Source organism: Nonomuraea sp. SBT364 (genome assembly GCF_001083785.1).
In the GTDB taxonomy this organism is placed as follows: domain Bacteria; phylum Actinomycetota; class Actinomycetes; order Streptosporangiales; family Streptosporangiaceae; genus Nonomuraea.
On the sequence record NZ_LAVL01000004.1, the window covers coordinates 59081 to 84805 of the forward strand.

Consider the following 25725-nt stretch of genomic DNA (forward strand, 5'->3'; position numbering starts at 1 on the left):
CGAACGGAAAGTCACGGCAAGCGGCTCAACTCCGCTCTGCTAACGGGGACTTTTCGTTCGGATGCCCGGCTGGAGTAGAGTGACTTTAGACCTAAACTTAGGATGAGATCGAGATGACGCGGACAGTAGTGGTGACCGGCGGCGGCACCGGCATCGGCAAAGCGGTAGCGGCGCGTTTCGCGGCCGGCGGCGACCGCGTGATACTCATCGGCCGGCGTGCCGACGTGCTGGAAAGGGCGGCCGATGAACTCGGCGGCATCGCGCTGCCGGCCGACCTGGGCGAGCCCGCCGAGGTCGAGCGGGTGCGCGCCGACCTGGCCGAGCGTTTCGGCACGATCGACGTGCTGGTCAACAACGCGGGCGGCAACGTCGAGGGGGCCGGCGCCGGCGAGGACGTCGCGGAGCGCTGGTCGGGGAACTTCCGGGCCAATGTGCTGACGGCGGTGCTGCCGACCGAGGCGTTCCGCGATCTGCTGAACGCGTCCGGGCGAGTCGTGTTCGTCAGCTCGATCGCGGCCTTGCGAGGCTCGGGCGGCAGCTCGTACGGCCCTATGAAGGCGGCTCTGCACCCGTACGCGTTCGACCTCGCCGCCGCCCTGGGACCGCGCGGCATCACGGTCAACGTCGTCGCCCCGGGCTTCATCGAGGACACCGAGTTCTTCGGCGGCGGTCTGAACGATGAGCGCCGTGCGACGCTCATCGCACAGACCGACACCGGCCGGGCCGGAACGCCGCAGGATATCGCCGAGACCGTGCACTGGCTCGCCTCGCCTGGCGCTGGACACGTCACCGCGCAGATCATGCAGGTGAACGGCGGCGCCGAACGTGGCCGATGAGCCGCTCCCCGACCGGGCCGACGCGATCCAGGACGCCTGGCGGCGCGAGCTGCCGGGCGTCCCGGTGGAGTCGATCGGAATCATCACCCGCATCTGGTGGGCCGCCAAGGCCTTCGGCGACGAGCGCCGCCGTATCCTCGCCGACTTGGGCGTGGACGTCGCGACCTTGGACCTGCTGTCGACGCTGCGGCGCGCCGGCCCGCCGTACCGGATGAGCCCAGGCGACTTGGCCGACGCGTGCATGGTGACGCGCGGCGCGATCACCCAGCGCGTGGAACGCGCGGTCAGGGCAGGGCTGGTCGAACGCACCACCGCCGGATCGGGCTACCACGCGCGCGCGGTCACCCTCACCGACGCCGGCAACGCCCTGCTCGACCACGTCGTCGCTGACCTGCTCTCGGCCGAGGCCCACCTCGTCAGCCACCTCGTACCCGAACGCCGCGAGCAACTCGCCGGGCTGTTGCGCGAACTGCTCGCCGGACTCGGCGGCCCGAGCCCGACCGGCCAGGTCGGGGATTGAGCGGTGGCCGTCCTCTCCTGTACGGCCGCCACCAGTAAGCGCCGGCGTCTGATCGTCAGGTCGCGACGAGGGCGTCCGCCAGTCGCTGGAAAGCCTTGCTCTCACCGGTGACCGCCAGCCGGTCGCCGAGCTCGCTGACGGGATGCCCGACGATCACCAGCTCCTTGACCGTGGCGGCGTCGGTGCGGACGGTCGCATCACATCGTGCCGGCTCGCCCCCGGATGGTGAGCTCGCCCTCGGCGATGTGGACGGCGAAGACGTCCTCGCCGAGGTCCATCAGGAACGTGGCGTCCAGGCCGGCCAGCCGGGCGGGGGCGAGGTGACTCTCCATGGCGAGCATCAGGGAGTCGGGGCCCAGCGTCATCGTCGTTCGCCTGATGGGGACGCGGCGGCCCCAGCGGCCGAGGTGCCCGAGCAGGTCATCTACGTAGTCTCGCTTCTTGTCACTGGAGCGACCGGGCTCAGCGGTTCGGCGATCATCCGCGAGTTCGTCCGGCAGGATGCCCCCGTCCGAGCACTGTTCAGGAACCCCGACAACTCACGACCCGGAAAAGGGCAAAGCCCGTCGATCTTGCCGTGGACCGGAATGAGGCGCGGCGTTTTGAGGAGGGCGTACGCGCTGTGGCCCAGTTCGCCCTCCTGTGAAGCCCTGGGGAAGATGCTGCCACGGGATGCCGGCCTCCCTTCCCCGCAAGATCGATGAGGGCCACCTGGCACGGCAGCGAACGCGCGGCAGGTGGTCGCGAGCCGTGAGGAACGTGAGGTCCGGCACCAGGATCTGGCCTCGGCTCTCGTAGACTCCGCGGTCATGACAGAACGATGGCCCTTCATCCACCATGTGACCTTCATCGCCTCGGACCTCGAGGCGAGCACGCGCTTCTACACCGCCGCGCTGAAGCCCCTCGGCGTCGTTGGAGTAGCGGCCGACGGCGGAGCGGAGTTCTGGGAAGAGGAGCTGGACACCCCGTCATTCGGCCTGTATCCCGCGGGCGACGCCGTGGTGACACGGGGCGCGCACATCGCGTTCACCGCTCGCGACCGGGCCGCGGTCGATGCTTTCCACGCGGCCGCACTCTCGGCCGGTGGCACATCCCGGCACGAGCCCCGGCTGTGGCCGGAGTATGGCGCCTATTGCGCGTTCGTGGATGACCCGGACGGCAACAACGTCGAGGCGGTGTGCAAGGAGGCCCGCCGGTAAGAATCGCGCCACAGAGCCCGAACGAGCAGCATCGCCGCAGGTCACGGTGTGCGACTGTGCGACCGAAGGCCGGGGCTTCGCGGCGTTCTGGGACCTTCGTGCAATCCAGCGAGCCGTCCAGACGATCACACGGTGGCTGATCGTTACCGGAGAAGGCTCATTGTCAGGGTGTTGGCGCGTCCTCGACGGTCCACTGGATCCCGTACGGGATAAGGAAGTCGAGGAAGGCGCTCGCCTGGAACGCCTGGGCGGGTGCGAGTACTCCCGGCTTGGCGCGGGATGGCGATGAGACGGCGGGCACTCTCGACGGCGATCACCGCAGTCGTGCCGTGGGTGTCGGGGCCCTGGACGAAGCCGCGGGCGCGGCGGCCGTCGGTACTGGTGACGTCGAGCACGTAGGTGAAGTGCTGGGTGCGTCGGCTGTCCTCCAAGGGTCTTTCAGGCAGGCATTGGATGATCTCTGGTGTGAGGGCATGCCCGCCCGCCAGTCGTCGTAGTAGTACGTGATGCCTCCCGCTTTGATGGCGTCGATCGTCTCGGCCAGCGAACGCAGCGAGCCACGTGACATGCCGCCACCCCCGACATTGCCGAGGCCTTGGACATCAGGGTGAGCACCTCGTGTTCTCGCCTGCTAAGTGTGTCGATGGTGCTCGCTGGCCCGTCCGATCTTGTGCTGCCCTCATACGGCTGTGAACTTTCTCGTGCGATTCCGAGAGCTCATGGCGTGCAGGGGTTCCGATTGCCGCCGGTACCCGGAACCCCGGCCCACTGTGGGGGCGAGACTTCCCCCGCTGTCTAGCCCTCACGGCTATGCCCGCTGTTAGCCGAGCAGTTGCAGAACCCTCTCCGCCTGCCGTTTCAGGGTGCCGACCGGGTTGTGGGGTGTCGCCGGCCCGTGGGGGCCGAGCTGCAGAAACCAGCCCAGTGCGATCAGGCGGCGGAAGTCGCGCACCCGCTCGCCTTCTCCCGGGGCCAGATCGAGGTGGGGTAGTAGCTGGTCGGCGTCCAAGGTGCCGTCGTGGCGAGAGACGTGTTCAAGGACTTCGCCGAGTTCGAAGGCGCGGTCGCTGCGCCCGGAGTCCTCCCAGTCGATCAGCCGCACATGGTGCTCGTGGTCGTCCCACATGTAGTTCGCTCGGTTGCCGTCCGCCAGCCCGAGGACGGGCGGCAGTGGGTTCGTGGTGAGCTCGTCGGGGGCCGCAGATGCGAGCCAGGCCGCCCCTGCGCGGAACGCCTCCTGCACCAGGGGGTCATTGCCGAGGTCGGGTTGCTTGTCGGCCCAGGCGCGGGTCTTGTTCAAGGCCGCTGCCGGCCCCCAGGGGGCGGGCTCAAGCCTCTCCACCACCTGGAACGGGATCTGGTGCAACCGGGTCAGCGCGGCAGCCATCGCCTTGATCTGCTCGTCGGTGGCGTGCTGGCCGCGCAGGACCGTGCCAGGCAGCCTGCTCATCACGATCATGGGCGGGTCGCCGTCGAGCGCGGCTTCCACAGGGGCCGGGGCCAGGCCGGGCGTGTGTTCGGCGAGCAGAGTGAGCGCCAGCCATTCCCGGTGAGGCTCCCCGCGCCCCCATGATGCATAGCGCTTGACCACGACCTCATCGCGGAATTCCAGGCTGTGGGTGCACCGGCCAACCGTCATGCTCGCTTCGCCCTTTCTGTCCCTTTCGGCCGAAGGTGGCGGTCCTTCGGCCGCGTCCCGCGTCGGGGAAAAGGAAAGGGTCGAGACTACCTCAGGTCGGGACCTGGAACCCGGGCAGGCGGAGTTCCATCGCCGAGGTCAGTGCCGGCGGCGCTGCTCAGTGTCGGATGCGAATCGGGCGCGACCCAACGCGGTGTCCCGCAGATCCGACAAGCGCGGCACCAGGGCAAGCGTCAGCTCCTCAACGGGATGGAGCAGCCCCTGCTCACAGGACTCGGCGGTCCAGACACGGGCGCCGGCGGGCCAGGCCATGTTGAGGCCGATCTCCCCTTTGGGGATCACCCCGTTGAAGGGGGCGGGGATGCCGTGGGTGTTCCAGAAGGCGGTCGCGCCGTTGGCCTTGGGCTGCTCGAAGGCCGGATACAGCTGCGGATAGCGCGGGTTGGTGCGGAGCATCCGGAACAGCATTTGCCCCAGCAATCCGGGTGCCCTGCGGGCCAGCGTGTCGAACGTGGCCTGGCCGAAGGTGACGGCGCTGGCGTCCTGGGAAGGGTCCAGCGCCACGCTGGCGAACAGGTGCGAGAGGCGGCGGCGGGTGTACTCGGCCGCGCCGTCGACCAGACCCGGCTCGATCTGGTCGATCAGTTCGCACAACCGCGCATGGCGGGGCCGGAACAGCGCCAGGTCGAACAGCTCGCCCATCGTGTCGACCGCGGCAAACGCCAGGTCCTTGGACAGGAGGGTGTTCATCTCTCCGGCCTCGGCACAGGCCCGGCTCTGCGGGCCGGTCGAGTGCAGCATCAGGTACTCCGCCACCGTCTCGAAGTACAAGTAGCCCAGGAACGGCACCAGCGGTACCCCGTCGGCGAGCTGGTCCAGGAACCGGTCAGGCGGCACAACGGCCCCGCACGCGCTGGCGAGCAGCATGTCCAGGACGCCGGCAGCCTGCCGTACCCGCTGCACGGCTGCGCTGCGGAGCTGGTCGTCCTCGGCTGGGGTGAGGAAGGCGCGATGGCCGTGGTAGGCGGCCAGATGCACGTTACCCAGGCGCAGGTAGTCGATCCCCTTGGCCGGTACTGGCCCATCGGGAGTGACCTCGAAGACCAGGACGTTCCGGTGGGATTTGTTCGCCAGCAGCCAGGCCCCCAGGTTGTGAGGCCGCAGCCCGCCGGAGGGGGCCGGGGTCAGCAGGGCGCAGTACAAGGCCCCGACCAGGCATCCGGGGGCTTGGTAGAGCTGGCCGCTGGCTCGGATGGCCTCCAGGTAGGCGGTGGTGTGCATGAGGTAGATCGGTCGGCCGCCGGCCAGCGTCTCCAGCAGCGAGCCGGCGCGCAGCAGCCAGCCGTTGGAGGTGTGCTGCTCCAGGTAGGACCGCCATTCGGTGTCGTCGGCGGCCAAGCCGCCGGGGACCGGGCGCGGGCGATGGCCGGGGCTGTAGTCGGTGTGGGCGCTCTCCCATACCGGGTCGGCAGCGACAGGTGTGACCAGGGTCGAGACCTCACGGTCCATAGCGGGGCTCCTATGACAGGTGGAAGACGATGCGGCGGGCGTGGGTGAGGGCATCGTGGTGCGAAGCGCCGTCCAGGCGGGCCTGCTCGCTGGCGATCACCAGATCGAAGGCGACGCCGTACACCCAGGCGGGCACATCTACGCGCAGACGGGCGGGGTCGGGCCACCAGCGGTCCAGGGGCAGCCGGTAGCGGTCCAGGCAGTCGGCGGCCTTGAGCAGGTCGGTCAGGCGCGGGGCCCGCGCGTACGCCTCGCACTGGGCGGCCGAGAAGTCGGCGTAGTCGACGTTGTGCAGACTGATGGCGATGCAGGCGGTCGGCACCGCCTCGGCCGGCAGGTGCAGGCCGAACGAGGCGGTGACGGTCCGGTGGTGGCGGGCGAGCCAGTAGGCGGCCCGCTGCCCATGCTCGGGATCGGTCCGGTCGTCGTGGCGGCGACAGTCGTGGACGGCCGCCGCCACCCGCAGGGCGGCACTCTGCTCGGCGTCCAGGCCGTGGTGGCGCGCCAGCAGATCGGCCAGGAGACAGACTCGCGCGTTGTGCAGTACGCCGTGGATGCCATCGGCGGCCTGCTCGCGGGTGAACCAGCCGAGCTCGGGCGTCAGGAAAATGGGCGGATCGAGGACGGCCTCCGTGCGCGCGGTTGCGGCGGGCCGGTTGGCCGCGATCCAGGTCAAGGTGGGCTGGTCCATGGCCTGGTGTGGCGGCAGGCGGCGCTGCAGGGCCGACTCCCGGAGGCTCGCGGCAGGTTGCGGGCGTGCTGACATGGGCTTGTCTCCCAGACAGGGGCCACCCCCGGGTGGCCGCGACGAAGGGGGGCGGGCGTCAGGCGGCGGCCGGCTGGTGCAGCCAGGCGGGGATGGCCGAGGGGGTTGCCTTCAGCCACTCCGCGTATCGGGCGACGCCCTCAGCGACCGTGATGCCGGGCTGCCAGCCCAGCAGCTCGGCCATGTGGCCGGTGCAGGCGTATCCGCCAAGCGGGTCGCCGGGCGGCCGCGGGGTGCCGATGACAGTGGCGTCCGGGTAGTGGTGGCGGACCAGCTCGGCGACCTGCCGGATGGTGGTCCCGGTCCCGGTGCCGATGTTGAGGGTCTGGTTGTGTGCGGCCGGCGCGATGAGGGCGTGCAGGGTGCCGGTGGCGATGTCGTCCACGTGCACCAGGTCACGCACCTGGTGCCCGCCACCGTTGAGATGCAGCGGAAGCCCGAGCGCGGCGCGCATGCAGAACCACGCCACCACCCAGCTGTGGCTGTTCTCCTTGACGACCTGCGGCTCCCCGTAGACCGAGAAGTAGCGGACGATCGCGTACGACCTCCCGGCCTCGCCCAGGACCGTGGCGGTCTGGAACTCCCCGCACGCTTTGGTGGTGCCGTAGACCGACACCGGCTGCAGCGGCGTGTCCTCGGCGAACCGGGCGAGCCCGGCGTCGCACGGTAGCTGGTTGCCGTACACGCTCGCGGAGGATACGAACACCACCCGGCGCAAGCTCGGCGTCGCGGCGGCGGCTTCCAGCACGCGTTGCGTGCCGATGATGTTGGTCTTGATGGCGTCCACGGAGCGTCGGGTGCAGGCGGCGACGTCGGCCAGGGCGGCGGCGTGGATGACGTAGTCGCAGCCGTCGATGAGCTTGTCCACCACGCCGGGCTCGGCGATGTCGCCGACGTGGAAGTCGGGATCGTCCAGGCTGATCCCGAAGTGGTCGTGGTACACCTGCCGGGGGTAGGCGTCGATCTTGCACAGGGACACGGGACGCGCGCCGATCCGGCGCAACTGAGCCGTCAGGCGGCTCCCGATCAGCCCTCCGGCTCCTGTGACGAGCACGGTCATACCCGCAAGCTGGTGCAGGGACATGTGCGCTCACCTCCTCGCTTGTGGCGCCGCCCGATCGACGTCGGGCCGGCTGGTGCTTCCACGGAACCCGACGGAGGGGAGGCCCGGGAGGGCACATGAGGGGGCACACAAATCGCATGGCAGGTTCACCATCAGCCCCGGCAGCGTTACCGTAAGTGCACGTTCGTGGGACCGCACCGCCGAGCCTCCAGGAGGCGTCGTGGCCGCACACACCACCAGCGTGCCCCGCACATCCGGGCACCCCCCGAACCTCGCATTGGAGAAGTTGATCGCCGCCTCCGGTGCCAGCCACAAGGCGCTGGCAGCTCGGGTGAATCAGCACTGCCAGGCCCAGGGCAAGCCGACTCACTACACGCACACCTCGGTCGCCAACTGGATCTCCGGGATGCTGCCCCGCTGGCCCACCCCGCAGGCGATCGCCACGGTGCTGTCGGAGCGGCTCGGCAGGCCCGTCAGCGTGGCCGAAATCGGCATGCCGCAACCGGCGACAACCTCCCCCGAGATCGGGTTGGATTTCCCTCGTGAGCTTCCCCGCGCCATCGACACCGCCATCGCCTGGTGGACATCGGGAGATCAGGTGAACCGCCGCGCGTTCGGCCGCCTCGCCTTCGCCGCCGCGGCTTTCACCACACCCAGCACCCGGTGGCTGATCCAGCCCGCCGACCCGGACGCCGCCACCCACCACCATGCCCCCGGCCGGCGTGTTGGAGCCGCTGACATCGCCGAACTCCACGACGCGGCCGAGCACGCCCGCCACATCGACTCCAAGTACGGCGGCGGCTCCTCCGGCTCCTCCCTGGTGGCCGCGTGCCTGCGCGACCGCGCCGCCCCGCTGCTGAAGGGCACCTACACCGACGCCGTGGGCCGCGAGCTGTTCTCCGCCACCGCCCAGCTCGGCCGCCTGGCCGGGTACGCCGCCTGGGACGTCGGTGACCAGACCGCCGCCCAACGGCACTACATTCAGGCCCTGCGCCTGGCTCGCGCCGCCGGCGACGTCCCCCTAGGCGGTTATGTCCTGGCGTCGATGTCGCTGCAGGCCGGACTCAACGACCACGTCGACGACGCCATCGACATGGCCCAAGGCGCCTACGAGCGTGCCCGCGACCACGCAACGCCCCGCACGTTGGCGTTCTTCAAACTGGTCGAGTCCCGCGCACACGCCCGCGCTGCCCGGCTGCAGGGACACGCATACGCTCGTCGCGCGGCCGGGCTGGCGCTTGCCCAGTCCGAAACCTTGCTCGGCCAGGCCCATCCCGACGACCCCGACCCCACCTGGATCGACTTCTTCAATCACGCACGGCTGGCCGCTGACGCCACCGAGATCCACCGCGACCTTGAGATGCCGCACATGGTGATGCGCTTCGAAGAATTGGCCACCATGCCCGCCCTCACCTACACCCGCTCCTGCGGCATGCGCAACGCCATCGTCGGCAGCGCCCTCCTGCACGCGCGCCGTCTCGACGAAGGGCTGGAACACGGCCACCGCGCCGTGGACATCCTCGGGCGCGTCGCCTCCATCCGATCCCTCACCTACATGAAGGACTTCCTCGACGCACTGACTCCGTGGAACGCCGAGCCGAGGGTGCGCGAGCTTCGCCACCGGACGCGCCAGGAGCTCCGCGTTCCTGCATAAGGATGACCCTTTTGATGCGTCGCGACTGGGCGCCGCAACGCCGACGCTTCCAGCTTCGCGCCACCACTGACACGCTCACGGATTTCACCGCGCAGATCATCTGGCCGGCCCAACGCCGGAATCCGTCGCCGGGCAAACCGAGTACGTGTGTGCGTTCATGACGCCATCAACCATGTCGAAAGCCTCGCAGTAGACCAGGAAAGCACCCGCTAGCTGGTTCACGATTACGTCCTGTAACCGGAGGCACGACACGGCCGAAAGAGAGCAAAGGCCGATGCGGGGCGTATGGCTCGCCTGAAAGTATCCGGCGAGCGACACATGAGGGGTCGATAAAATCACACACTGCCCAAGCGGGGTAGACGCTCCGGCCTCATGTACAGTGCTGGCGCCGCCCGGCCTTCGCCAGCTGGCTCGTCTTCCCAGGTGGGAGGGTCCTGGCAGCATGCTGACTGCTGGGGCACTTGATCGGGAGTGGGCGCGGCCCCTTCGCCATGGGCATCGCCCTACATCGAGAAGAGATGAAGTCGGAGGCCGCCCGAGCAGTCCGACCACTTCTGCGAACCCAGTCTGCATGGCCGTACCCTCGCACGCTGGCCTCTGACTGGTGGAGAAGACGGGATGGCGGGCCACGCCTGCTACCGACTGGGGCCTGCTGCTTTCAGTCGCTCAGTGCAGCGGACGGGCGAGGCAAGAGCGGATCACATCCGAACCTGTGGCTCAGTGTCTCCTTCAGGTGTCTTATTTGAGGGGATCGTGGCCCCAGTTCATCAACGAATAGCGCCATCTGGTCTCCTGGATATCGCCGGAAGGGCGTTGTGCCAGATGCCGGTGAATGTAGCCGATCACCTTGCGCATGTGTGAGTAGTCCTGCTCGGTGAGAGACTCTTTCTTGGCGTGGAGCAGGTCAACGATTCTGCGTCCGGATTCGTGACCGGTGGATTCGCCGGCGTCGCTCTTCTGGCCCACTGCCTTGGACTCGTCCGTGGCCAGCCAGCTCTCCAATTCCTTGGCGGTCATGTTCACCGCCTGACCGAACTCGGCTGCGGTCGCCCGCTCCTCCTCGGTCATCGCGAGCCTTTGTCCTTGCGCAGGGCAGACGGTTTGTGCACGGCCTTCTTGCCGCTCTTCTCGCTGCGCACCACGTACTGGGGCTCGTCGGGCGAGGCGGCCACGGTGCGGCCGGCTTCCTTCTGCCGGCCGGTGATCTTCTTCTCGACTTTGCCGTGGGCGGTGGATCCATGGCTTCGCCAGGTGACGTCGTCGCCTGGCGACGGGTCGTCCTTCCGCTTTTTGGTCATGAGCTGCGCACTACCCCGGCACGGGCTCGCACGCCGCACTGCGGTCATGGATACGCCCATCTCCGGGTCAAGACGCGGTGGCGTAGGTCGTGGGCAGGGGTGGGCCCTGTGAAGACGGCTTTCGCGGTGACCGCCGCTGCCGTCGCCGGAGCGCTCGTCCCCGACGCTCGCTCCGCCTGGTGCCGGCGCCTCGGAAGGCCGTCCTGGCAGCTGCCGCCATTGGCGTTCGGCCCAGGTCGGAGGCCTTTTGACGGCGTCATCGTCTGTGAGGGCGCCCGGGCTCCCTTCCCGGGGCGACCACGACGATGGCGTACGTCTTCATGGGCTCGGGTGGATGTGCGCGCGTCGAATACGAGATCAGCGAGCTCGGCCGCAGCCTCGCCCCCCTCCTCGCCCACCTCGCCGAGTGGGCCACACCAACCTCGAGCACGTCGAGCGGGCCCGGCGACACCACGACGCCGCAGGGGTGCCCCGCGGCCGACTCCAGCCGCAGATCGTCATTCTCACGCCTGTTTCGCGGCCTGTCGGGTAATGGGCCGCTCGTGCCCGGGCCTGCCGGGAACTCGCAGCTGTTCTTGGCCAGTCCTCCAGCGCCACGTTGATCAGGTCGGCCGGATGGTCCTTGGTCCTGGCCGCCAGCCGGATCGCCTGCTCGGCCGGCGCGCGGTTCTGGCCGTACCTCGGTTGGACCCGTCCTTGGGGCGCTTCCGGAACCGGTGGGTCGCCTCACGCGGCCCCGGCCGCTCGGTGTGTCAGCGTGTGAGAACCTGGGCGAGCACGACACGAAAGATCGGACATCCATATGCGTATCGGCGTTTACCTCGCCCACCCCCGGCCAGGAAGCTTCAACGGAGCGTTGTTCGAGGCGGTGATCGACCAGCTGAGGGACCTGGATGTCGACGTCCGCGCGCACGATCTGTACGCCGAGGGCTTCGACCCGGCCCTGCCCGCCGCCGAGACCGAGACCGTGGCGGACGTGATGCCCTCTGTTGACGAGTTGGTCCAAGCGCATCGGGCCGAGGTCGCCGACCTGGACGCGCTGGTGTTCGTGCATCCCAACTGGTGGGGCATGCCGCCTGCGGTGCTGACCGGATGGGTGCAGCGTGTGCTCGTCCCCGGCGTCGCCTACAAACTCGCCACCGCCGACGGCGAGCCCGCTGGGATGCTGAAGGCCGGGCGGGCCTTGGTGCTCAACACTTCCGACACCCCGGCGGACCGCGAGCGAAACGAGTTCGGCGACCCCTTGCAGCAGATCTGGGGCGCCTGCGTGCTGCCCTACGTTGGGGTTACCGACCTGCGCAGGGTCGTCTTCCGTACCGTGACGGACTCGAGCGCACGGGAGCGAGCGGACTGGCTGCGAGAAGCGCGCGAGCACGCGGCCGCCCTGCTCGACCCGCGCAACGCCGATACGTAGAGCATGGCGGGACGACTGCAACGACGTACACACGCGTGACCGGCCAGCACACCACCTACGGCACGAATGTCCGGGCGTGCAGGCGGCGAGCCCCCCACGCAGCCGTAGGACCAGCGCCGACCGCCGCTCCTGGGCGCGGAAGTGGTTGGCGCGCGACGTTGTCGTTCTCTCCGGGGCACGAACTGCCCCACCGGACTGCGTTTCAGCGCCGACCGGCTCTCCACCGACGCAGCCTCCTTCACCGGCGCCGACAGCGTGGGCTCCCGGAGAGCCCGAATGACGTACGTCTTAGGCGACGGCTGCGCCGAGCAGCCTCCGCTGTCAGGAGCCGGTCTCGACCTTGTGCTCTCCCTATGCTGAGGGCGTTCCGAACCATGCGGAGAGTGCCTCACGCAGCGGAGGCATGGCGCTGTCCGCGGGTTCGTCGAGGCCGGCGGCCCAGGCGATGTGGGCGTCCGGGCGGATGAGCAGGGCGTCGGCCGGCCGATCGTCGGTTTTGGCGGTGTGGACGTCGACGTGATCCCGCCAGTCCCGTGCGGTCTGGCGGAGGTCGGGGCGGCCGGCGAGGTCGAGGAGGATGGGCCGGGCGGTGTGCATGAGGTCGGCGACGCTGGTGGTGCCCTGGTCGGTGTGCAGGGTGAGGTCGGGGGCGAAGGTGCCGGTCAGCGGGTGGCCGGTGCCGGGCATCGGGTAGCGGATGTCGGTGCCGGCGACGAGGGCTCCCATCCGGCGCAGCGGCTGCTCGTCGGCGAGCAGTTCCTGGAACACCTGCCGGAGTGCTTCGGCGGCCGGGTCGTGCCCGCGTCGCAGTGCCACCTGGGCGCGGGTGTGGAGCGTGGTGCGGGCGCCGGCGAGGTGGCGTTCGTCGTGGTAGGTGTCGAGGAGATCGGCCGGTGCCCGGCCGTGGACGTCGGCGGCCAGCTTCCAGGCGAGGTTGACCGCGTCCAGCATGCCGGCGTTGAGCGCCACGCCGGTGGCGGGGAACAGGTGCGCCGCGTCACCCGCGAGCAGGATCCGCCCGTTCCGGTAGCGGTCGGCCTGGCGGGCTTTGAAGGTGAAGCGCGACAGCCGGCTCGCTTCCTTCACGGGCAGGGTCACGCCGAGTACGCGGCGGATGCTGTCCTGGAGTTCGGTGATGGTCATCGGGGTGTCGTCGTCGTACTCGGTGCTCTCGTCCTCGATGGTGTAGAGGGAGACGACCTGGGAGCCGGGCGACGAGCCGATGCCGAAGAGACCGTGGTCGGTCCGGGTGAAACCGGCCTGGACGGTGCCGGCCCCCGGGACGTCGAGGCCGCCGTCGCCGAGCACGGTCACCGTGTCGGGCAGGGTGACCTGGGCCAGCCGGTTGACCTCTGGATAGACGGTGCCGGGGAAGCCGATGCCGGCCCAGTCCCGGACCCGGCTGCGGGCTCCGTCGCAGCCCACCAGGTAGCGGGCGCTCACCTGGTACGGCCCGTCGGGGCCCTGCACGTCCACGGTCACCGCCGCCTCGTCCTGTACCGCCCCGGTCACCTGGTGGCCGCGGCGGATGTCGGCGCCGAGTTCGCTTGCGCGTTCGTCGAGCAACTGCTCAAGCTGCGGTTGCGGGAGCGGCAGGGCGTGCAGCGGGGGATCCGTCAGCTGGGTGAAGTCCAGATGCACCCCGCCGAACGGGAAACGGGGAGCCGGGACGGGACCCGTGCAGGCCGCCTCGAAGCGTTCCAGCAAACCCCGGTAGCGCAGCAGTTCCAGGATCTGCCCGCCAAGACCACCGGCCTTCGGCGTGTTTCGGCGTTGTGGCTGCCGCTCCAGCACCAGCGGCCGCACACCGGCCAGCCGCAGTTCGGCGGCCAGCATCAGGCCGGCCGGGCCGGCACCCACAATGATCACGTCGGCGTTCGTCACTGGTCACTCTCCTCGTAGTCGCGTCCACGCGACCTGGGCGTCAACAACATTGCTTGAGCCCGTCTCCGGCGACGGGCGGTCCGAGGCACCCGCAGGCACAGACCCCACCCGCTCCGGCCGCCCGTACACGCCCTACCCGCAAGGCGCGGTAGGCGGCGGCGGAGCGGGCGGGACCCTAAGCGGCGTCCAGAGCGGCGTTGATCTTGCGGGCCATCTCCGCCATGGCAGGGCTGGGCTCGCCCTGCTGCGGCCGGGTGGACGCTTCGACGGCGACCTGGACGGTGCGCCGGAAGTTGTCGGCCTCCTCCGGGGCCTGCTGCTTGAGCAGGATCATGGCGGCGGTCAGGGCGGGCAGCACCTGGTCGGCGAGGTCGGCCACGGTCTTGCCGTACTTGACGCCCTTGGGCGCCTTGGCGAGCACGTGCCCGATCGGCCCGGTCGCCGACGTCAGGGCGATTGAGCCTTCGGTGGCGGCCTTGTGCGCGGAGCCGGCGGCGCCGGCGGCGGACATGAGCGAGACGGCGCCCCAGGCGGCGGTGCGCAGGGTGAGCCGGTCCTGGTCGGTCAGGGTGATGGACATGATCGTGTGCTCCTCGGAGGTATCGCTGGGAGGGAGGTCAGTCGTCGATGGCCTGGTAGAGGGTGGTCCAGAAGTCGTTCATCAGGTGCGCCGGGCTCGGCACGGAGTAGCCGACCTGGGTGAGCAGGATGCCGGTCAGCTGGTTGGCCGGATCGGCGTAGGCCGAGGTGCCGGCCCCGCCGTCCCAGCCGAACTGGCCGATGGGCGCGTAGTCGCCTCGGTAGGTGCGCACCGCCATGCCGTAACCCCAGCCGCCCTGCTGCCCCTGGCCGAAGGAGATGTGCACGTTGTTGACGGCCAGGGCGGTGCGGGCGGCGTTCTGCTCGGGCGACAGGCGGTTGGTGGTCATCAGCTCGACGGCGGCCCGCGACAGGATCCTCCTGCCCTGGTGGGTGCCGCCGTTGAGGAGCATCCGGAAGTAGGCGTGGTAGTCGTCGGCGGTGGAGACCAGCCCGCCGCCGCCGCCCGGGAACGCCGGAGCCTCGCTCCACCGCCCGCCCTCGGCCTCGTCCCAGACCAGGAACTCGCCGGTGGCCGGGTCCGGCGCGTACAGGTCCGGCAGCCGGTCGATCTGGTCGGCGGGCACGTGGAAGCCGGTGTCGGTCATCCCGAGGGGTTCGAAGACGCGCTCGCGCAGGAACTCCTCGAACGGCCGGCCGGTGACCCGGGAGACGAGCACCCCGACGAGATCGCTGCTGATCTGGTACTGCCAGTGCTCGCCGGGCTGGTGCATCAGCGGCAGCTCGCCCAGACGGCGCATCCACTCATCCGGCCCGGGCATCGGCACCGGCAGGTTGGGTGTGAGTCCCCGCTCGAAGATCGCGTTCAGGATCGGCGTGCCCAGCGCCATCATGTCCATGCCCAGCCCGAACGTGGAGGCCAGCACGTCGCGCACGGTGATCGGCCGCCGCGCCGGCACGGTCTCGTCCAGCGGACCGTCGATCCGCTTCAGCACCCGCCGGTCGGCCAGCTCCGGCAGCCACGCGTCCACCACGTCGTCCAGCCGCAGCCGGCACTCGTCCAGCAACACCATCGCCGCCGCGATGGTGACCGGCTTGGACGTGGAAGCCATCCGGAAGACGGTGTCCCGGCCCATCGGCGCGCCACCGTCATGACGCATCGTCCCCATCGCTTCCACATGCGTCCGGTCGCCGCGGCTGACCAGAGCGACAACTCCGGGGATCTTCCCCGACTCGACATGCCGCGCCAGCACCTCACGCAGCCTGCGCAGCCCCGCCGGGGTGAAGTCGCCGTTGCCGTGTCCCATGATGAATCTCCTCTGTCTACAGTGTTCGGTCGTGCGAAATCCGGTCCGGTGCGGCATCCATCGGCGACGCGCGAGGCCGGTGGCGACGCCGGTCAGCCGGCGGTTGCGGGAGCGGGCACGGCGTGTTCGGCGGCGCGGCTGACCTGCTCCCAGGCGGCCCAGGTGTCCATCCGCCGCCGGGAGATGTCGAAGGCCAGGTCGTAGACCATGCTGCCGAGCAGCAGCCGCAGCGGCGGGTCCTCGCTGTCGACCAGCTTCAGCAGTGCCTCGGCGGCCAGCCCCGGCTCGCTGTCGATCGAGCCGTCGGCCCACTGCTTCTCCAGCTCGGCGCGCAACGGGCCGTACTCCGGGGACGGCGACGTCGTCGTCATGCTGGTGTACAGGTCGGTCCAGTAGCCGCCGGGCTGGACGATGCTGAGCTTGACGCCGAACGACGCGGCCTCCATCGCCAGCGCCTCGCTCATGCCCTCCAGCGCGAACTTGCTCGCGCTGTACATGCCGGTGCTCGGGAAGCCGCCCAGGGCGGCGATGCTGGAGACCTGCACGATGTGGCCGGAGCCCTGGCCGCGCAGATGCGGCAGGACGGCCTGGCAGACCCACATCGCCCCGAAGAGGTTGACGTCCAGCTGGGCGCGCGCCTCAGCCTCGGTGAACTCCTCGACCATGCCCGAGGACATGGTTCCGGCGTTGTTCACCACGATGTCGAGCCGGCCGAAGTGCTCGGCGGCGGTGTTCACGCCGGCGAACACCGCGTCGCGGTCGGTCACGTCCAAGGGGAGAGCGAGCAGCCGATCTCCGTACCGGTCGCCGAAGTCCTGTCGCCTGATGGCGCGGGCGGCGGCGACCACGTGGTCGCCGCGCTCCAGCGCGGCGAGGGCGAACGCACGGCCGAGGCCGCGGCTGGCTCCCGTGATGAACCAGATGCGAGAGGAGGCGGTATTCGGGATGTGCATATATAGGACTCCGATCGGTTGCATTCTCAGAGGTAACCGCTGCCGCCGGCACGACGCCGGGCCGGCGTCCATGAGCGCCGGTGGGGATCGAGCCTTCATGGTTGCCGTCGGTCACGGCCATTGGGCGGCGAAGCGGGGAGCGTAATCCTTCAGCCTGACGATCTGCGCGCAGGCCGCAGCCTCCGGCGCGTTGGCCGCGACCAGGCCGAGTTCTTCCTGAATGGGCGTGCCCATGAAGAACCGGTCGGCCCCTTCGCGTCCCATCTGCTGATGCTCGGCGACGAAGCCGCGCATCTCCCGCTCATAGGCGGCGAACGCCACCGCGTGGTCGCCGCCGGCCACGGCCAGCTCGCCGGCCAGGACGTAGGCGCCGATCAGCGCCTGGGAGGCGCCCAGGCCCGAGGCCGGCGCCGCGCAGCAGCCGGCGTCCCCGACCAGCACCACCCGGCCCGAGGACCAGCAGTCCATCTCCACCTGGGCGTTGACGTCGAAGAAGAAGCCCTCCGCCCCGCTCATCTCCTCCAGCAGGCGCGGGACCTGCCCGCTTTCGCCGGCGAACTGCCCGGCCACGATGCGCTTGTGCTGCCCGACGTCGTCGTGGTCATAGGCCAATGGCCCGGAGGCGAAGTGGAGCGCAACGCGCGCCCCGGGCTTGCCGGGGGTGCTGGAGATGTCGGCCTCCTTGCCCGGCCCGCTGTGGAGCCGGCCGGCGTCGCACAGGCCGGGGCAGTCGGGCAGGCCGAAAGTGGCCGTGTAGAGGCCCAGGTGCCGCACGAACCGCTCGTGCGGCCCGAAGACCAGCGAGCGGGTGCGCGAGTGCAGCCCGTCGGCGCCGGTCACCAGGGCGAAGCGGCGCGGCCGGCCGCGTTCGAAGGTGACCCGCACGCCGTCGGCGTCCTGCTCCAGGGCGTCGATCGAGTCGCCGAAGACGTACTCCACCTCTTGGCAGGTGGCCTCGTGGAGCAGGCCGATCAGCTCGCCCCTGAGGATCTGCGGGTTCAGCGCTTTGACCCGCTCCAACAGGGCCATGCGGTCCAGGACGTCCAGCGCCTCGCCGCGAAAGCCCACCGCGCCCCCGCCTGCCCGCACCCGCGGGGCCCGCTCGACCACGGTGGGGGTGAAACCGTGGTGGCGCAACCAGTACGCCAAAGCGTGCCCGGCAACGCCGGCGCCGGAAATGAGGACGTCCATCACCATGCTCCATCGAACGAACGGTTCGTGCGATTCGAGGATCAAGTACGGTGAGCACCCAGAACAACGACGAATCCCGAAAGATCACCTTCAGTGGGAGTAAACGGAGCAGGCCCGGCGTGGAATTACGCGACATCGAGATCTTTCTGACTCTGGCCGAGGAGCTGCACTTCGGCCGCACCGCCGCCCGGCTGTGCCTGTCGCCCGCCCGCGTCACCCAGGCCATCCAGAAGCAGGAGCGGCAGATCGGCGCCCCGCTGTTCGAGCGCACCAGCCGCACCGTACGGCTGACGCCGGTCGGGCAGCAGCTCCGCGACGACCTCCGGCCCCTGTACGCCGGGCTGAAGGACAGCATGGAGCGCGCCCAGCTCGCCGGCCAGGGCATCACCGGCACCCTGCGCGTCGGCATGCTGCCCACCAACGTTCACGACCTACGCCCTTACTGGGACGTCTTCCGTCTCCGGCACCCGCAGTGGAAGCTGCGCGTCCAGAAAACCCAGTTCAGCGACGCCTTCGCCACGCTACGCCGCGGGGACGTCGACGTCCTGCTCACCTGGCTGCCCGTTGACGAGCCCGACCTCACCGTGGGGCCGGTCCTGTTCGCCGAACCCCGGGTGCTGGCCGTCTCCGTCGGGCACGAGCTGGCCCGGCGCACGTCGGTCTCGCTGGAGATCACCGCCGACTTCCAGCATCCGCAGTCCGACACCCGGCCCGAGTACTGGTACGACGCCTACATTCCGCGCGAAACCCGCCGCGGCCGCCCGATCGAGCGTGGCCCCGTGGTGCAGGACACCGAAGAGGCCATCACCCTCGCCAGCATGGCCGAGATCGTCGTGCTCTTCCCCTCGCACATGACCCGCTACTGGGTACGGCCGGACATCACCTACCTGCCGGTCACCGACATGGGACCGCTGCCGTACGCGCTGGTATGGCGCAGCGAGACGGACAACGAGCCCATCCGCGCCCTGGCCAAGGTCGTCCGCGATCTCGGCCCCCTCCCGCCGGAGAGCTGAGCGCCGAACAACTGGCAGCGCATTGCAGCAGATCGACGGCCACGGCGCGGCCGTACCTGTTCAGCCGTCGGGCCCCTGCCCGTTCTCAGCCATGGAAGAAGCCCCGCAGGCGTTGCGCGACGAGGTCCGGTTTGCCGCCGTTGTCGGCGGCCAGGTGGCCCAGGTGGGGCAGTTCCACGCGTCGGGCATGCGGGATGGCGGCGTGCAGGGCGCTCAGCGCGTCCTTGAAGGGCTGTGCGCTCCTGCTGCCGCCGAGCAGAAGGACCTCAGCCCGTATGGCGGTGGCCGCGGGGATCAGGCCGGTGGCGTCGAGGACGAGGCGGGCTTCCTGGTGCATGGTGGGGATGAGGTCGTTGAGGGTGACCTCGCCGTCGGCCTGCCGGGCCTGGGCGCGCATCCCCAGGCTCATGAGCGGTGCCAGGACGGCGCGGGGCAGCATCCTGATCGCCCGGGAGTCGTCGTTGGTGCCCTTGGCGACGGTCACCAGCGCTGCCGCCGGTCGTCCTTGGGACATTTCCCGCTCGTAGCGGGGCAGCCAGGCCACCGGTGAGTGGTCGCCGACCGGCAGCGGCGGTTCGTACAGAGCGATCTTGTATTCTTCGGGGCAGGTCAGCGCCCACCGCAGGATCGGGATCGCGCCGGCGCTGAGCCCGAAGACGTTGCGCGCGCCGGTCTGCTCCATCAGGGCCTGCACGTCGTCGGCGGCGTGCTGCAGGGTGAAGCCGGGCCCGTACGGGCCGCTCATTCCGCGGCCCCGGCGATCGGGCAGGTGGACGGTGAAATCGCCGCTGAGCGCCGCGCCCAGCCGCATGAAGTTGTGGGCGGCCATCATCGAACCGTGCATCAGCACGACCCCCGGCCCCGTCCCGAACCGGCGATAGCCGATGACGGTGCCGTCGCGGGAGGTCACCGACCCGGTCTCGTAGGAAACCGTTGTTGCCTCACCCATCGGATCTCAGCCCCTTTCCCATCGCGCGCGGATGGTGCCGCGATCAACGCCGAGCGTGTCGAGCAGCACCGCTGCCGGATCGGGGCGCTGGTGGGACAGCAGGCTGAGCAGCACGTGATGGGTGCCGATCCGCTCCCGGCCGGCCTGTTTGCCCAGGCCGGTGAAGATCGCCTTGGCGGCCGGGGTCAGCGGGAGGCGATCACGGTCGCGGCCCGGCAGGACCGGTCCGGGGGATGTCGCCTGGACGCCCATGGACGCCAGCGCGTCCTGGTCGAGGCTCTGCAGTGCCTCGCGCGCGGCGTCCAGTCTCACCCCCAGAGCCTGGGCGGTGCTCGAATCGGGGTCGATCAGCAGTGCCAGGAGCACGTGCTCGGTGCTCACCTTGCGGTCGCCCCTGCGCAGGGCCTCGGCGTTGGCGTCCAGGTAGACCTGGCCCATGCCGGCCGGCGGCTTCAGTCTCACCACGGCTGCCTCATTTCCCGTACTTGGTGTGAATGGATTGGCGGGTGACGCCCAGGGCGTCGCCGATCTGCTGCCAGGACCAGCCCGCGCGACGGGCGGCGGCCACCTGGTTGGCCTCCATCCGTTCGGCTAGCCGGCGCAGGGCCAGCACCGCCCACAGCCCCTTCGCAGGGTCATCGGACGTCAGCGCGGAGGACAGACGATTCACGGACATGGCGTCAGTTTGATTTGACAGCCACCGAGATGTCAAATCAAACTGACATCATGAACCGAGGGACACGCTTGAGAATCAGGCCGATGGCGCGCTGCCGACCGGTCTTGCCGGGCAGCATGGCCGCCGCCTCGTCGCTGACGGCGTCTCGGTCACCGAAGCCACCCGCAAGCCCCAGAACCGGCCGCTCCACCGCACGCGCCGCGCCTGATCGCCTACCGCGACGTGCAGCGTGGTGGCCTCGGAGGAGGCGTTCGGCACCCCGGCCCGCAGGTTGCGTGCCGTCCTCCAGCCCCCTCGTGAAGACGGTGTCGCGGGTTCCGGCGCGACGCTGTTGGCACGTACTGATGAGTCCAGCGGGTGGTGGTGGACCCCAACCTGCCACCCGGCTGCGGCCGTGATACGGGGCTTCGATGATGACTGCATCGCATGAGCATCCGGCGTTCTGCTGGCCGCGGCTGCAGGTGGGCGATCACGTTGCCCTCGTCTCACCGGCCAGCTTCCCCGACGCCACCACGATCGCAGACCTCACCCGGCTTCTGAGCAGCTGGGGGTTGACGGTCAAGCTGGGAAGACATGTCCTGGACCAGCGCGGTTACCTGGCCGGGCACGACGCGGACCGGCTCGCTGACCTCAACGCCGCCTTCGCGGACCCCGACATCCGAGCGGTCATCACCACCCGAGGCGGGGCGGGTGCCTACCGCATCCTTGACGGGCTTGACTTCGATGCCATCCGCGCAGACCCGAAACCGCTGGTGGGATTCAGCGATATCACCTACCTGCACATGGCCATCTGGCGTCAGTGCCGGGTTCCCGGCATCCACGGCTGCCTGGTCGGCCCCAACGCAACCGCAACCGTCCGCCGGCTGCTGACGAGCACCGAATCCGCAACGCATCATCGCAATCCTCTTATGCTCTCGGTCGCCGCCGAGGTGTCAGGCCACGCCCGCGGATACCTGCTGGGCGGATGGCTGAGCGCGCTGGCCGGCATGGTCGGCGCCGGACTGCCCGACCTGACCGGGGCGATCCTGCTGATCGAGGCCGAACGGACGATCGGGCTCGGACAGATCGACAGGCAGCTCACGCAGCTCATCCGCTCCCGCGCCCTCGACGGTCTCCGGGGAATCGTCCTGGGACGGTTCCCCGGTTTCGAGGACTACACCGACCGCGGCTGGAACCTCATCGACGTTCTTCGCGATCGGCTCATCCCGCTCGGGATTCCCATACTCGGCGGGCTTGAATTCGGGCATGGCCCAGATCCCCACGCCGTTCCCCTCGGCACGATGGCCGAACTCGACACCGAAAGTGGCACCCTCACTCTTCGACCGCCCGCACAGTGACGGGTTGCGGCGTCCTGTTCCCGGCCGGGCCGTCAATAAATGTCAGCGTTCGGTAGCAGGCAGCCGCTACCGTGCCTTGTCATGGTGAATGCGTACGAGCGATTTGTGCCCTCCGGGCCGTTGCGGATTTGGACTGAGCGGGTCGGGGATCCTGGGCTGCCCGCTGTTCTGATGGTCATGGGGTCGGCAGCTCAGGGCGTGAGTTGTCCTGACGCGCTGGTCGGCAGGCTTGTCGAGCGTGGGGTGCAGGTGATCCGGTTCGATCATCGGGACACCGGCCGGTCCAGCGTCGTCGACTTCGACGCTCATCCGTACACGATCGGGGACATGGCTCGCGACTGCCTGGCCGTGCTGGACGGTTATGAACTGGATTCAGCCCATGTGGCCGGGACTTCCCTGGGCGGCATGATCGCGCAGTGGCTGGGGGTGCACGCGCCGGACCGGGTCCGGTCCTTGACGGTGATGTCCAGTTCGCCGATGGGGCATGATCCGAGTTCGGTGTGGGCACGGGCGCGGGCGGGGGAGCCGGCCGATCCGGACGATCTGCCGCCTCCGGCGCCGGCGTTTCTCGCGCACATGGCCGCCGGGCTGCCGCCGGATCTGGAGTCGGACATGGCCTTGTTCCGGGTCTTCAACGGGCCGGTCCGGCCGTTCGACGAGCCGGCCGCCCGGGCGATGCTGGAGCTGGCGCAGTCGCGGGCCATCGACCCTGCGGCCGCGGCCAACCATGGCCGGGCCGTGTGGATGGACGCCCCTGACCTGCTCGCCCCGCTGTCCTCGATCACCGCGCCGACCTCGATCGTGCACGGCGACCAGGATCCGGTCTATCCGCTCGCTCACGGCGAGGCCCTGGCTGCCGCGATCCCGGGCGCGGTGCTGCACGTGGTGCCCGGGATGGGGCATGCCCTGACTTCGCCCGGCCTGCCCGAGGAGGTCGCCGACCTGATCCGGCTGTGACCCGCCTTGCGGGGCGAGACCGCGGCGATGAACGGCCGCGTGGTGAAGCGCCGCTCGATGCCGGGACCGCCACGAACGCACCGGCGTGGCGCTGCGGATGCCATCGTGGCGGCCCCTGACGGCTATCGGTCGCTGTGCTGCCACCGGCGCATTACGTACGCACAAGCTGCCGGCATCCCGCGCTCCAGATGTGAAGATCGGCCGCATGCCGAGACGCTCGGGACCTGACCGCCCCGGGCCACGCCCGAGGTCGTGGACAACCGGCTCATGGACCTGAACTCGACGACAGGACATCGAGGCACATCATGGAGATCACGCAGGACGGCCTCCTCCTCAGCGTCGAGCGCGACCGGTTCGTCGCCCGTTTCCCGGCCGGCCACGACGACGACCTGGAACAACTTCAGGACCAGGACGTGTACGTCACCGTCACCGGGGCCCGACCTACTACGTGACCCTCATGACTCTCGATGCCATCGACGCCGTGCCGCGCCGATGGGAACAGAGCGGCGAGGCCGCAAGAGGCCGGTACTTCTACACGACGGACCTCGTCATCACGCCCCGGCCCGGCATCACGGCGATGATCGAAGCGATCGACGGACTCGTTCGTGAGGGAAAGACCGCCCCTTTCAGTCGCTTGAGTCGCTCGCAATACGGGGTCCCGGTGGCGGTGGCCCAGTGCACGTACTCGATGGCGCCGCCCTTGGAGACGACCCGGGCGCGGCGGAACTCCAGGTCGAGGTCCTCGACATCGAGGCTGAGGAGTTCCTCGGCGCGGGCGGCCGTGTCGTACAGGAGCCGCCACAGCACCCGTTCGCGCAGGGCGTGCGCGGGGTCGGTGAACAGTTTGTCCAGGCGGCTGGCCGGGTTGGCGCGGTCACCGCGCCGGGCCGCCCAGCGCTCCACCACTGTGGCGTACTGCCCGGGCGTCAGCGCGGCGATCGGACACTGCGGCCCGGCCGGTCAGGCTCGGCGTAGCCGGCACGGGTGGTGGCCGTGCCGAGGGCCGGTACGACAGATAATGCAAGTTCTGTGGCACATCTGGCTGATGGCGGCGACGAGCCTGATCTGCTGGTCCGGGTGCCACGCCGTCGGATCGCGGGCCCGCTCCGATCGGTTCAGTCGTTCCTGCCTGGCCTGAAATTCTGCCGTCGGCCGCGGACACGTAGGAAGTGAAAGCCCGCAGCGTTCGAAAGGCCTGACGAGGATGACACGTGAGTGAACAAGACGATAGGTCCCGGTTCGAGGCGGTGTACCGGCGAACCTATGAGCAGATCCTCGGATATGCCATGCGACGGTGTTCCTCACCCGAGGACGCCGCCGATGTCGTGGCCGAGACCTATGTGATCGCCTGGCGGCGGATGACCGAGCTTCCCGACGGTGAGGCCGGCAAGCTCTGGCTGTACGGGGTGGCCCGCCGGGTCCTTGCCAACCACCGCCGCAGCGAGCGGCGCAGGCTCACCCGGCACACCGAGCTCACCGACGAGATCGAACGCCTCTACGCCGCCCCCGCCCACCCCGGTGAGCAGGACGGCGTGGGCGAAGCCATGGACCTGCTCGCCGACAGCGATCGGGAACTGCTGGCGCTGAACCTCTGGGAGGGGCTCGACCCCGGCGAGATCGCCACAGTGCTGGATTGTTCCCGCAACGCTGCCCGTATCCGCCTGCACCGGGCCCGCAAGCGCTTCGCCAAGGCTCTGGAGAAGACCCGCCCATCGGTCGCTGGTTTCTTGTCACGGCCGCTCATCGAGAAGGAGTCAGGGTGAACAACGACCAGATCTTCAAGGACCGGGCGCGAGTGCTGGATGAGGACCTGGCCGGCCGGGCGTCCACCGCGGGGGCGGACGCGCTGCTGGCGGAGATCGTCTCGCTGGAGCGTGTCCCGGCCCGGCGGCGGCTCCTGCCCGCTCCTGGCCGCGTCCTGCTCGGCCTGGCCGCGACCGCCGCCGTAGCGGTTGCCGTCCCTGTGATGCTGTCTGGCGGCACGGTCTCCGTCGTGCCTCAGCCGGGCACGTCGGCGTCCGCGACGGCCGAACCGACCGCCCGGCAGATCCTGCTCGCCGCTGCCGTCGCCGTGGAGAAGGCCCCTGCGAGCGGCGACTACTGGCGCACCGCGACCGTCCACCAGTGGATGCTGACCGACCCCACCCGCAGCTATGTGCTGGAGGGCAGCCGGTCCCTTGAGACGTGGCTTGCCAAGCGGCCGGACCTGCAGTACTGGCGCATCAGGCAGGATCTCGGCGTCAAGCCCGCGACCCCGCAGGACGAGGCCGCCTGGCGGGCAGCGGGGGCGCCCACCAGCTGGCGCTACCCCAAGGACATGAAGACGGAGAACCTGTTCTCCGTCCCGTCCAGGCCGCTGGAGGCGGCGGCAGGCGAGCGAACCGCCGAACGGCTCTACGGCAAGTGGCAGGGCTCGGCCGGTGACCTGGCAGGGGAGGACATGACCTGGAAGGAGGTGCGCGCGATCCCGAGCGAGCCCGACAAGCTCCGGAGCTACCTGGAAGAGCGCGTCGGCCGGCTGGACCTGGCCGGATCCGGGATGGACGTGGAGGAGGCGAGGGCGTACATCCTGCTGCGGAACTGTGTGGGCATCATCAGTGGCCTCCCGGCCTCGCCCGAGGTCCGGGCATCCGCGTACCGGATCCTCGCGTCCCTGCCCGGCATCCGGGCCGAGGGGGAGATGACCGATCCGCTGGGCCGACGCGGGCAGACACTCAGCTATCAGGAGGAGATAGAGCCGGGCCTGTTCACCCAGGTTCAGCTCGTGGTCGATCCCAGCACCGGCCTGCTGCTCGCCGAGGTGAGGACGAACACCACCAAGCTCGCGAACGGGCGCGAGGCGGAGCTGCGTCTGTCCACCTCGTTCCGGGAGATCGGCTGGACCGACGACCGCCCAGAACTGCCCGCGCACCAGAACTGAGACGCCCACCAATTCGCGCGAGGGCCGGAAGAGGGGGCGGCGTCGCATCCTGGCGCGGATGTGGCCGTGGTGGCCCGCGTACGGCGCGGGCCACCACGGC

The 25725-nt window shown here is 69.7% G+C and carries 28 protein-coding genes; 12 read left to right on the top strand and 16 right to left on the bottom strand.

Annotated elements, in window-relative coordinates; translation table 11 throughout:
• Positions 1-131 precede the first annotated feature (131 nt).
• Both ADY59_RS03475 and ADY59_RS03480 read left to right on the top strand, forming a co-directional pair.
• Positions 132-836: an SDR family NAD(P)-dependent oxidoreductase gene (locus tag ADY59_RS03475; protein ID WP_331459461.1), complete on the top strand. Its 705-nt coding sequence runs from the start codon at positions 132-134 to the stop codon at positions 834-836.
• On the top strand, positions 826-1356 hold the full coding sequence (locus ADY59_RS03480) for a MarR family winged helix-turn-helix transcriptional regulator (protein WP_049557452.1): 531 nt from the start codon (positions 826-828) through the stop codon (positions 1354-1356). The genes ADY59_RS03475 and ADY59_RS03480 overlap by 11 nt, the downstream gene beginning before the upstream one ends.
• A 197-nt stretch (positions 1357-1553) precedes the next feature.
• Here ADY59_RS03480 and ADY59_RS49565 read toward each other — a convergent pair whose 3' ends face one another.
• A complete protein-coding gene (locus tag ADY59_RS49565; RefSeq protein ID WP_156325268.1) occupies positions 1554-1721 on the bottom strand; it encodes a hypothetical protein in 168 nt (55 codons plus the stop codon).
• 474 nt (positions 1722-2195) lie between these two features.
• On the opposite strand from ADY59_RS49565, the gene ADY59_RS03485 reads away from it, so the two are divergent.
• On the top strand, positions 2196-2555 hold the full coding sequence (locus ADY59_RS03485) for a VOC family protein (protein WP_231618519.1): 360 nt from the start codon (positions 2196-2198) through the stop codon (positions 2553-2555).
• An 820-nt stretch (positions 2556-3375) separates the two neighbouring features.
• On the opposite strand, the gene ADY59_RS48290 is transcribed toward ADY59_RS03485, so the two are convergent.
• The 4 genes from ADY59_RS48290 to ADY59_RS03510 all read right to left on the bottom strand — a co-directional run bounded on the left by ADY59_RS48290 (position 3376) and on the right by ADY59_RS03510 (position 7529).
• Complete coding sequence (locus ADY59_RS48290; protein ID WP_082309819.1) at positions 3376-4194, bottom strand: aminoglycoside phosphotransferase family protein; 819 nt, start codon at positions 4192-4194, stop codon at positions 3376-3378.
• Positions 4195-4332: 138 nt separating this feature from the next.
• Positions 4333-5703: a hypothetical protein gene (locus tag ADY59_RS03500; protein WP_049557458.1), complete on the bottom strand. Its 1371-nt coding sequence runs from the start codon at positions 5701-5703 to the stop codon at positions 4333-4335.
• Positions 5704-5713: 10 nt separating this feature from the next.
• The gene (locus ADY59_RS03505) at positions 5714-6469 is read right to left on the bottom strand and encodes a hypothetical protein (RefSeq protein ID WP_049557461.1); all 756 of its coding nucleotides are present in this window, start codon (positions 6467-6469) and stop codon (positions 5714-5716) included.
• A gap of 58 nt (positions 6470-6527) precedes the next feature.
• A complete protein-coding gene (locus tag ADY59_RS03510; RefSeq protein ID WP_197093411.1) occupies positions 6528-7529 on the bottom strand; it encodes an NAD-dependent epimerase/dehydratase family protein in 1002 nt (333 codons plus the stop codon).
• A gap of 223 nt (positions 7530-7752) precedes the next feature.
• On the opposite strand from ADY59_RS03510, the gene ADY59_RS03515 reads away from it, so the two are divergent.
• Complete coding sequence (locus ADY59_RS03515) at positions 7753-9186, top strand: hypothetical protein (RefSeq protein ID WP_231618520.1); 1434 nt, start codon at positions 7753-7755, stop codon at positions 9184-9186.
• Positions 9187-9924: 738 nt separating this feature from the next.
• On the opposite strand, the gene ADY59_RS03520 is transcribed toward ADY59_RS03515, so the two are convergent.
• A complete protein-coding gene (locus ADY59_RS03520) occupies positions 9925-10254 on the bottom strand; it encodes a DUF3140 domain-containing protein (RefSeq protein WP_049557465.1) in 330 nt (109 codons plus the stop codon).
• On the bottom strand, positions 10251-10484 hold the full coding sequence (locus ADY59_RS03525) for a DUF2945 domain-containing protein (RefSeq protein WP_049557468.1): 234 nt from the start codon (positions 10482-10484) through the stop codon (positions 10251-10253). The genes ADY59_RS03520 and ADY59_RS03525 overlap by 4 nt, the downstream gene beginning before the upstream one ends.
• 320 nt (positions 10485-10804) lie before the next feature.
• Here ADY59_RS03525 and ADY59_RS53670 point away from each other — a divergent pair, with 320 nt between their 5' ends.
• Together ADY59_RS53670 and ADY59_RS03530 are read left to right on the top strand one after the other, a co-directional pair.
• Positions 10805-11086: a winged helix-turn-helix transcriptional regulator gene (locus ADY59_RS53670; protein WP_231618533.1), complete on the top strand. Its 282-nt coding sequence runs from the start codon at positions 10805-10807 to the stop codon at positions 11084-11086.
• A 200-nt stretch (positions 11087-11286) separates the two neighbouring features.
• Positions 11287-11898, top strand: coding sequence for an NAD(P)H-dependent oxidoreductase (locus ADY59_RS03530; protein ID WP_049557470.1), 612 nt, complete (start codon positions 11287-11289; stop codon positions 11896-11898).
• Between the two features lie 351 nt (positions 11899-12249).
• Here the strand turns inward: ADY59_RS03530 and ADY59_RS03535 are convergent, their stop codons facing one another.
• From ADY59_RS03535 to ADY59_RS03555, 5 genes are all read right to left on the bottom strand, one after another.
• Positions 12250-13782, bottom strand: coding sequence for an FAD-dependent monooxygenase (locus tag ADY59_RS03535; protein WP_063780546.1), 1533 nt, complete (start codon positions 13780-13782; stop codon positions 12250-12252).
• A gap of 175 nt (positions 13783-13957) precedes the next feature.
• Positions 13958-14362, bottom strand: coding sequence for a hypothetical protein (locus ADY59_RS03540; RefSeq protein WP_049557472.1), 405 nt, complete (start codon positions 14360-14362; stop codon positions 13958-13960).
• Positions 14363-14399: 37 nt separating this feature from the next.
• Complete coding sequence (locus tag ADY59_RS03545) at positions 14400-15629, bottom strand: serine hydrolase domain-containing protein (protein ID WP_049557475.1); 1230 nt, start codon at positions 15627-15629, stop codon at positions 14400-14402.
• A gap of 92 nt (positions 15630-15721) precedes the next feature.
• The gene (locus ADY59_RS03550) at positions 15722-16582 is read right to left on the bottom strand and encodes an SDR family oxidoreductase (protein ID WP_049557479.1); all 861 of its coding nucleotides are present in this window, start codon (positions 16580-16582) and stop codon (positions 15722-15724) included.
• Positions 16583-16693: 111 nt separating this feature from the next.
• Positions 16694-17773 carry an FAD-dependent monooxygenase gene (locus tag ADY59_RS03555; protein WP_197093413.1) on the bottom strand — a complete coding sequence of 360 codons (1080 nt, stop codon included), beginning with the start codon at positions 17771-17773 and terminating at the stop codon, positions 16694-16696.
• A gap of 119 nt (positions 17774-17892) precedes the next feature.
• Here ADY59_RS03555 and ADY59_RS03560 point away from each other — a divergent pair, with 119 nt between their 5' ends.
• Entirely contained in the window at positions 17893-18786 is an 894-nt protein-coding gene (locus tag ADY59_RS03560; protein WP_049557487.1) for a LysR family transcriptional regulator, read from the top strand.
• A gap of 85 nt (positions 18787-18871) precedes the next feature.
• Here the strand turns inward: ADY59_RS03560 and ADY59_RS03565 are convergent, their stop codons facing one another.
• The 3 genes from ADY59_RS03565 to ADY59_RS03575 are packed head-to-tail and all read right to left on the bottom strand — an operon-like array spanning position 18872 to position 20411.
• The gene (locus ADY59_RS03565) at positions 18872-19735 is read right to left on the bottom strand and encodes an alpha/beta fold hydrolase (protein ID WP_049557490.1); all 864 of its coding nucleotides are present in this window, start codon (positions 19733-19735) and stop codon (positions 18872-18874) included.
• 6 nt (positions 19736-19741) lie between these two features.
• Positions 19742-20200 carry a Clp protease N-terminal domain-containing protein gene (locus ADY59_RS03570; protein WP_231618522.1) on the bottom strand — a complete coding sequence of 153 codons (459 nt, stop codon included), beginning with the start codon at positions 20198-20200 and terminating at the stop codon, positions 19742-19744.
• A gap of 7 nt (positions 20201-20207) precedes the next feature.
• The gene (locus ADY59_RS03575) at positions 20208-20411 is read right to left on the bottom strand and encodes a hypothetical protein (RefSeq protein WP_049557494.1); all 204 of its coding nucleotides are present in this window, start codon (positions 20409-20411) and stop codon (positions 20208-20210) included.
• A 410-nt stretch (positions 20412-20821) separates the two neighbouring features.
• Between ADY59_RS03575 and ADY59_RS03580 the strand changes: the two genes are divergently transcribed.
• From ADY59_RS03580 to ADY59_RS49575, 3 genes are all read left to right on the top strand, one after another.
• Positions 20822-21748, top strand: coding sequence for a S66 peptidase family protein (locus tag ADY59_RS03580; protein ID WP_197093414.1), 927 nt, complete (start codon positions 20822-20824; stop codon positions 21746-21748).
• A gap of 39 nt (positions 21749-21787) precedes the next feature.
• A complete protein-coding gene (locus ADY59_RS03585) occupies positions 21788-22705 on the top strand; it encodes an alpha/beta fold hydrolase (RefSeq protein WP_197093415.1) in 918 nt (305 codons plus the stop codon).
• Positions 22706-23010: 305 nt separating this feature from the next.
• Positions 23011-23157, top strand: a complete 147-nt coding sequence (locus ADY59_RS49575; protein WP_156325269.1) for a hypothetical protein — start codon at positions 23011-23013, stop codon at positions 23155-23157.
• 79 nt (positions 23158-23236) lie between these two features.
• Here the strand turns inward: ADY59_RS49575 and ADY59_RS03590 are convergent, their stop codons facing one another.
• Positions 23237-23608: a site-specific integrase gene (locus ADY59_RS03590; protein ID WP_231618523.1), complete on the bottom strand. Its 372-nt coding sequence runs from the start codon at positions 23606-23608 to the stop codon at positions 23237-23239.
• A 308-nt stretch (positions 23609-23916) separates the two neighbouring features.
• Between ADY59_RS03590 and ADY59_RS03595 the strand changes: the two genes are divergently transcribed.
• Both ADY59_RS03595 and ADY59_RS03600 read left to right on the top strand, forming a co-directional pair.
• The gene (locus tag ADY59_RS03595) at positions 23917-24468 is read left to right on the top strand and encodes a sigma-70 family RNA polymerase sigma factor (RefSeq protein WP_049557499.1); all 552 of its coding nucleotides are present in this window, start codon (positions 23917-23919) and stop codon (positions 24466-24468) included.
• On the top strand, positions 24465-25625 hold the full coding sequence (locus ADY59_RS03600) for a CU044_5270 family protein (RefSeq protein ID WP_049557502.1): 1161 nt from the start codon (positions 24465-24467) through the stop codon (positions 25623-25625). Before ADY59_RS03595 ends, ADY59_RS03600 begins: the two co-directional genes overlap by 4 nt.
• Positions 25626-25725: the final 100 nt, after the last annotated feature.

Bases quoted from the DNA above. Each gene is read 5' to 3' on its own strand.
- ADY59_RS49575 (WP_156325269.1), top strand. From the start codon at position 23,011: ATGGAGATCACGCAGGACGGCCTCCTCCTCAGCGTCGAGCGCGACCGG.
- ADY59_RS03540 (WP_049557472.1), bottom strand. From the start codon at position 14,362: ATGTCCATCACCCTGACCGACCAGGACCGGCTCACCCTGCGCACCGCC.
- ADY59_RS53670 (WP_231618533.1), top strand. From the start codon at position 10,805: ATGGGCTCGGGTGGATGTGCGCGCGTCGAATACGAGATCAGCGAGCTC.
- ADY59_RS03520 (WP_049557465.1), bottom strand. From the start codon at position 10,254: ATGACCGAGGAGGAGCGGGCGACCGCAGCCGAGTTCGGTCAGGCGGTG.
- ADY59_RS03500 (WP_049557458.1), bottom strand. From the start codon at position 5,703: ATGGACCGTGAGGTCTCGACCCTGGTCACACCTGTCGCTGCCGACCCG.
- ADY59_RS03525 (WP_049557468.1), bottom strand. From the start codon at position 10,484: ATGACCAAAAAGCGGAAGGACGACCCGTCGCCAGGCGACGACGTCACC.
- ADY59_RS03550 (WP_049557479.1), bottom strand. From the start codon at position 16,582: ATGCACATCCCGAATACCGCCTCCTCTCGCATCTGGTTCATCACGGGA.
- ADY59_RS49565 (WP_156325268.1), bottom strand. From the start codon at position 1,721: ATGACGCTGGGCCCCGACTCCCTGATGCTCGCCATGGAGAGTCACCTC.
- ADY59_RS03545 (WP_049557475.1), bottom strand. From the start codon at position 15,629: ATGGGACACGGCAACGGCGACTTCACCCCGGCGGGGCTGCGCAGGCTG.
- ADY59_RS03505 (WP_049557461.1), bottom strand. From the start codon at position 6,469: ATGTCAGCACGCCCGCAACCTGCCGCGAGCCTCCGGGAGTCGGCCCTG.
- ADY59_RS03575 (WP_049557494.1), bottom strand. From the start codon at position 20,411: ATGTCCGTGAATCGTCTGTCCTCCGCGCTGACGTCCGATGACCCTGCG.
- ADY59_RS48290 (WP_082309819.1), bottom strand. From the start codon at position 4,194: ATGACGGTTGGCCGGTGCACCCACAGCCTGGAATTCCGCGATGAGGTC.
- ADY59_RS03555 (WP_197093413.1), bottom strand. From the start codon at position 17,773: ATGGACGTCCTCATTTCCGGCGCCGGCGTTGCCGGGCACGCTTTGGCG.
- ADY59_RS03565 (WP_049557490.1), bottom strand. From the start codon at position 19,735: ATGGGTGAGGCAACAACGGTTTCCTACGAGACCGGGTCGGTGACCTCC.
- ADY59_RS03510 (WP_197093411.1), bottom strand. From the start codon at position 7,529: ATGACCGTGCTCGTCACAGGAGCCGGAGGGCTGATCGGGAGCCGCCTG.
- ADY59_RS03530 (WP_049557470.1), top strand. From the start codon at position 11,287: ATGCGTATCGGCGTTTACCTCGCCCACCCCCGGCCAGGAAGCTTCAAC.
- ADY59_RS03585 (WP_197093415.1), top strand. From the start codon at position 21,788: ATGTCAGCGTTCGGTAGCAGGCAGCCGCTACCGTGCCTTGTCATGGTG.
- ADY59_RS03580 (WP_197093414.1), top strand. From the start codon at position 20,822: ATGATGACTGCATCGCATGAGCATCCGGCGTTCTGCTGGCCGCGGCTG.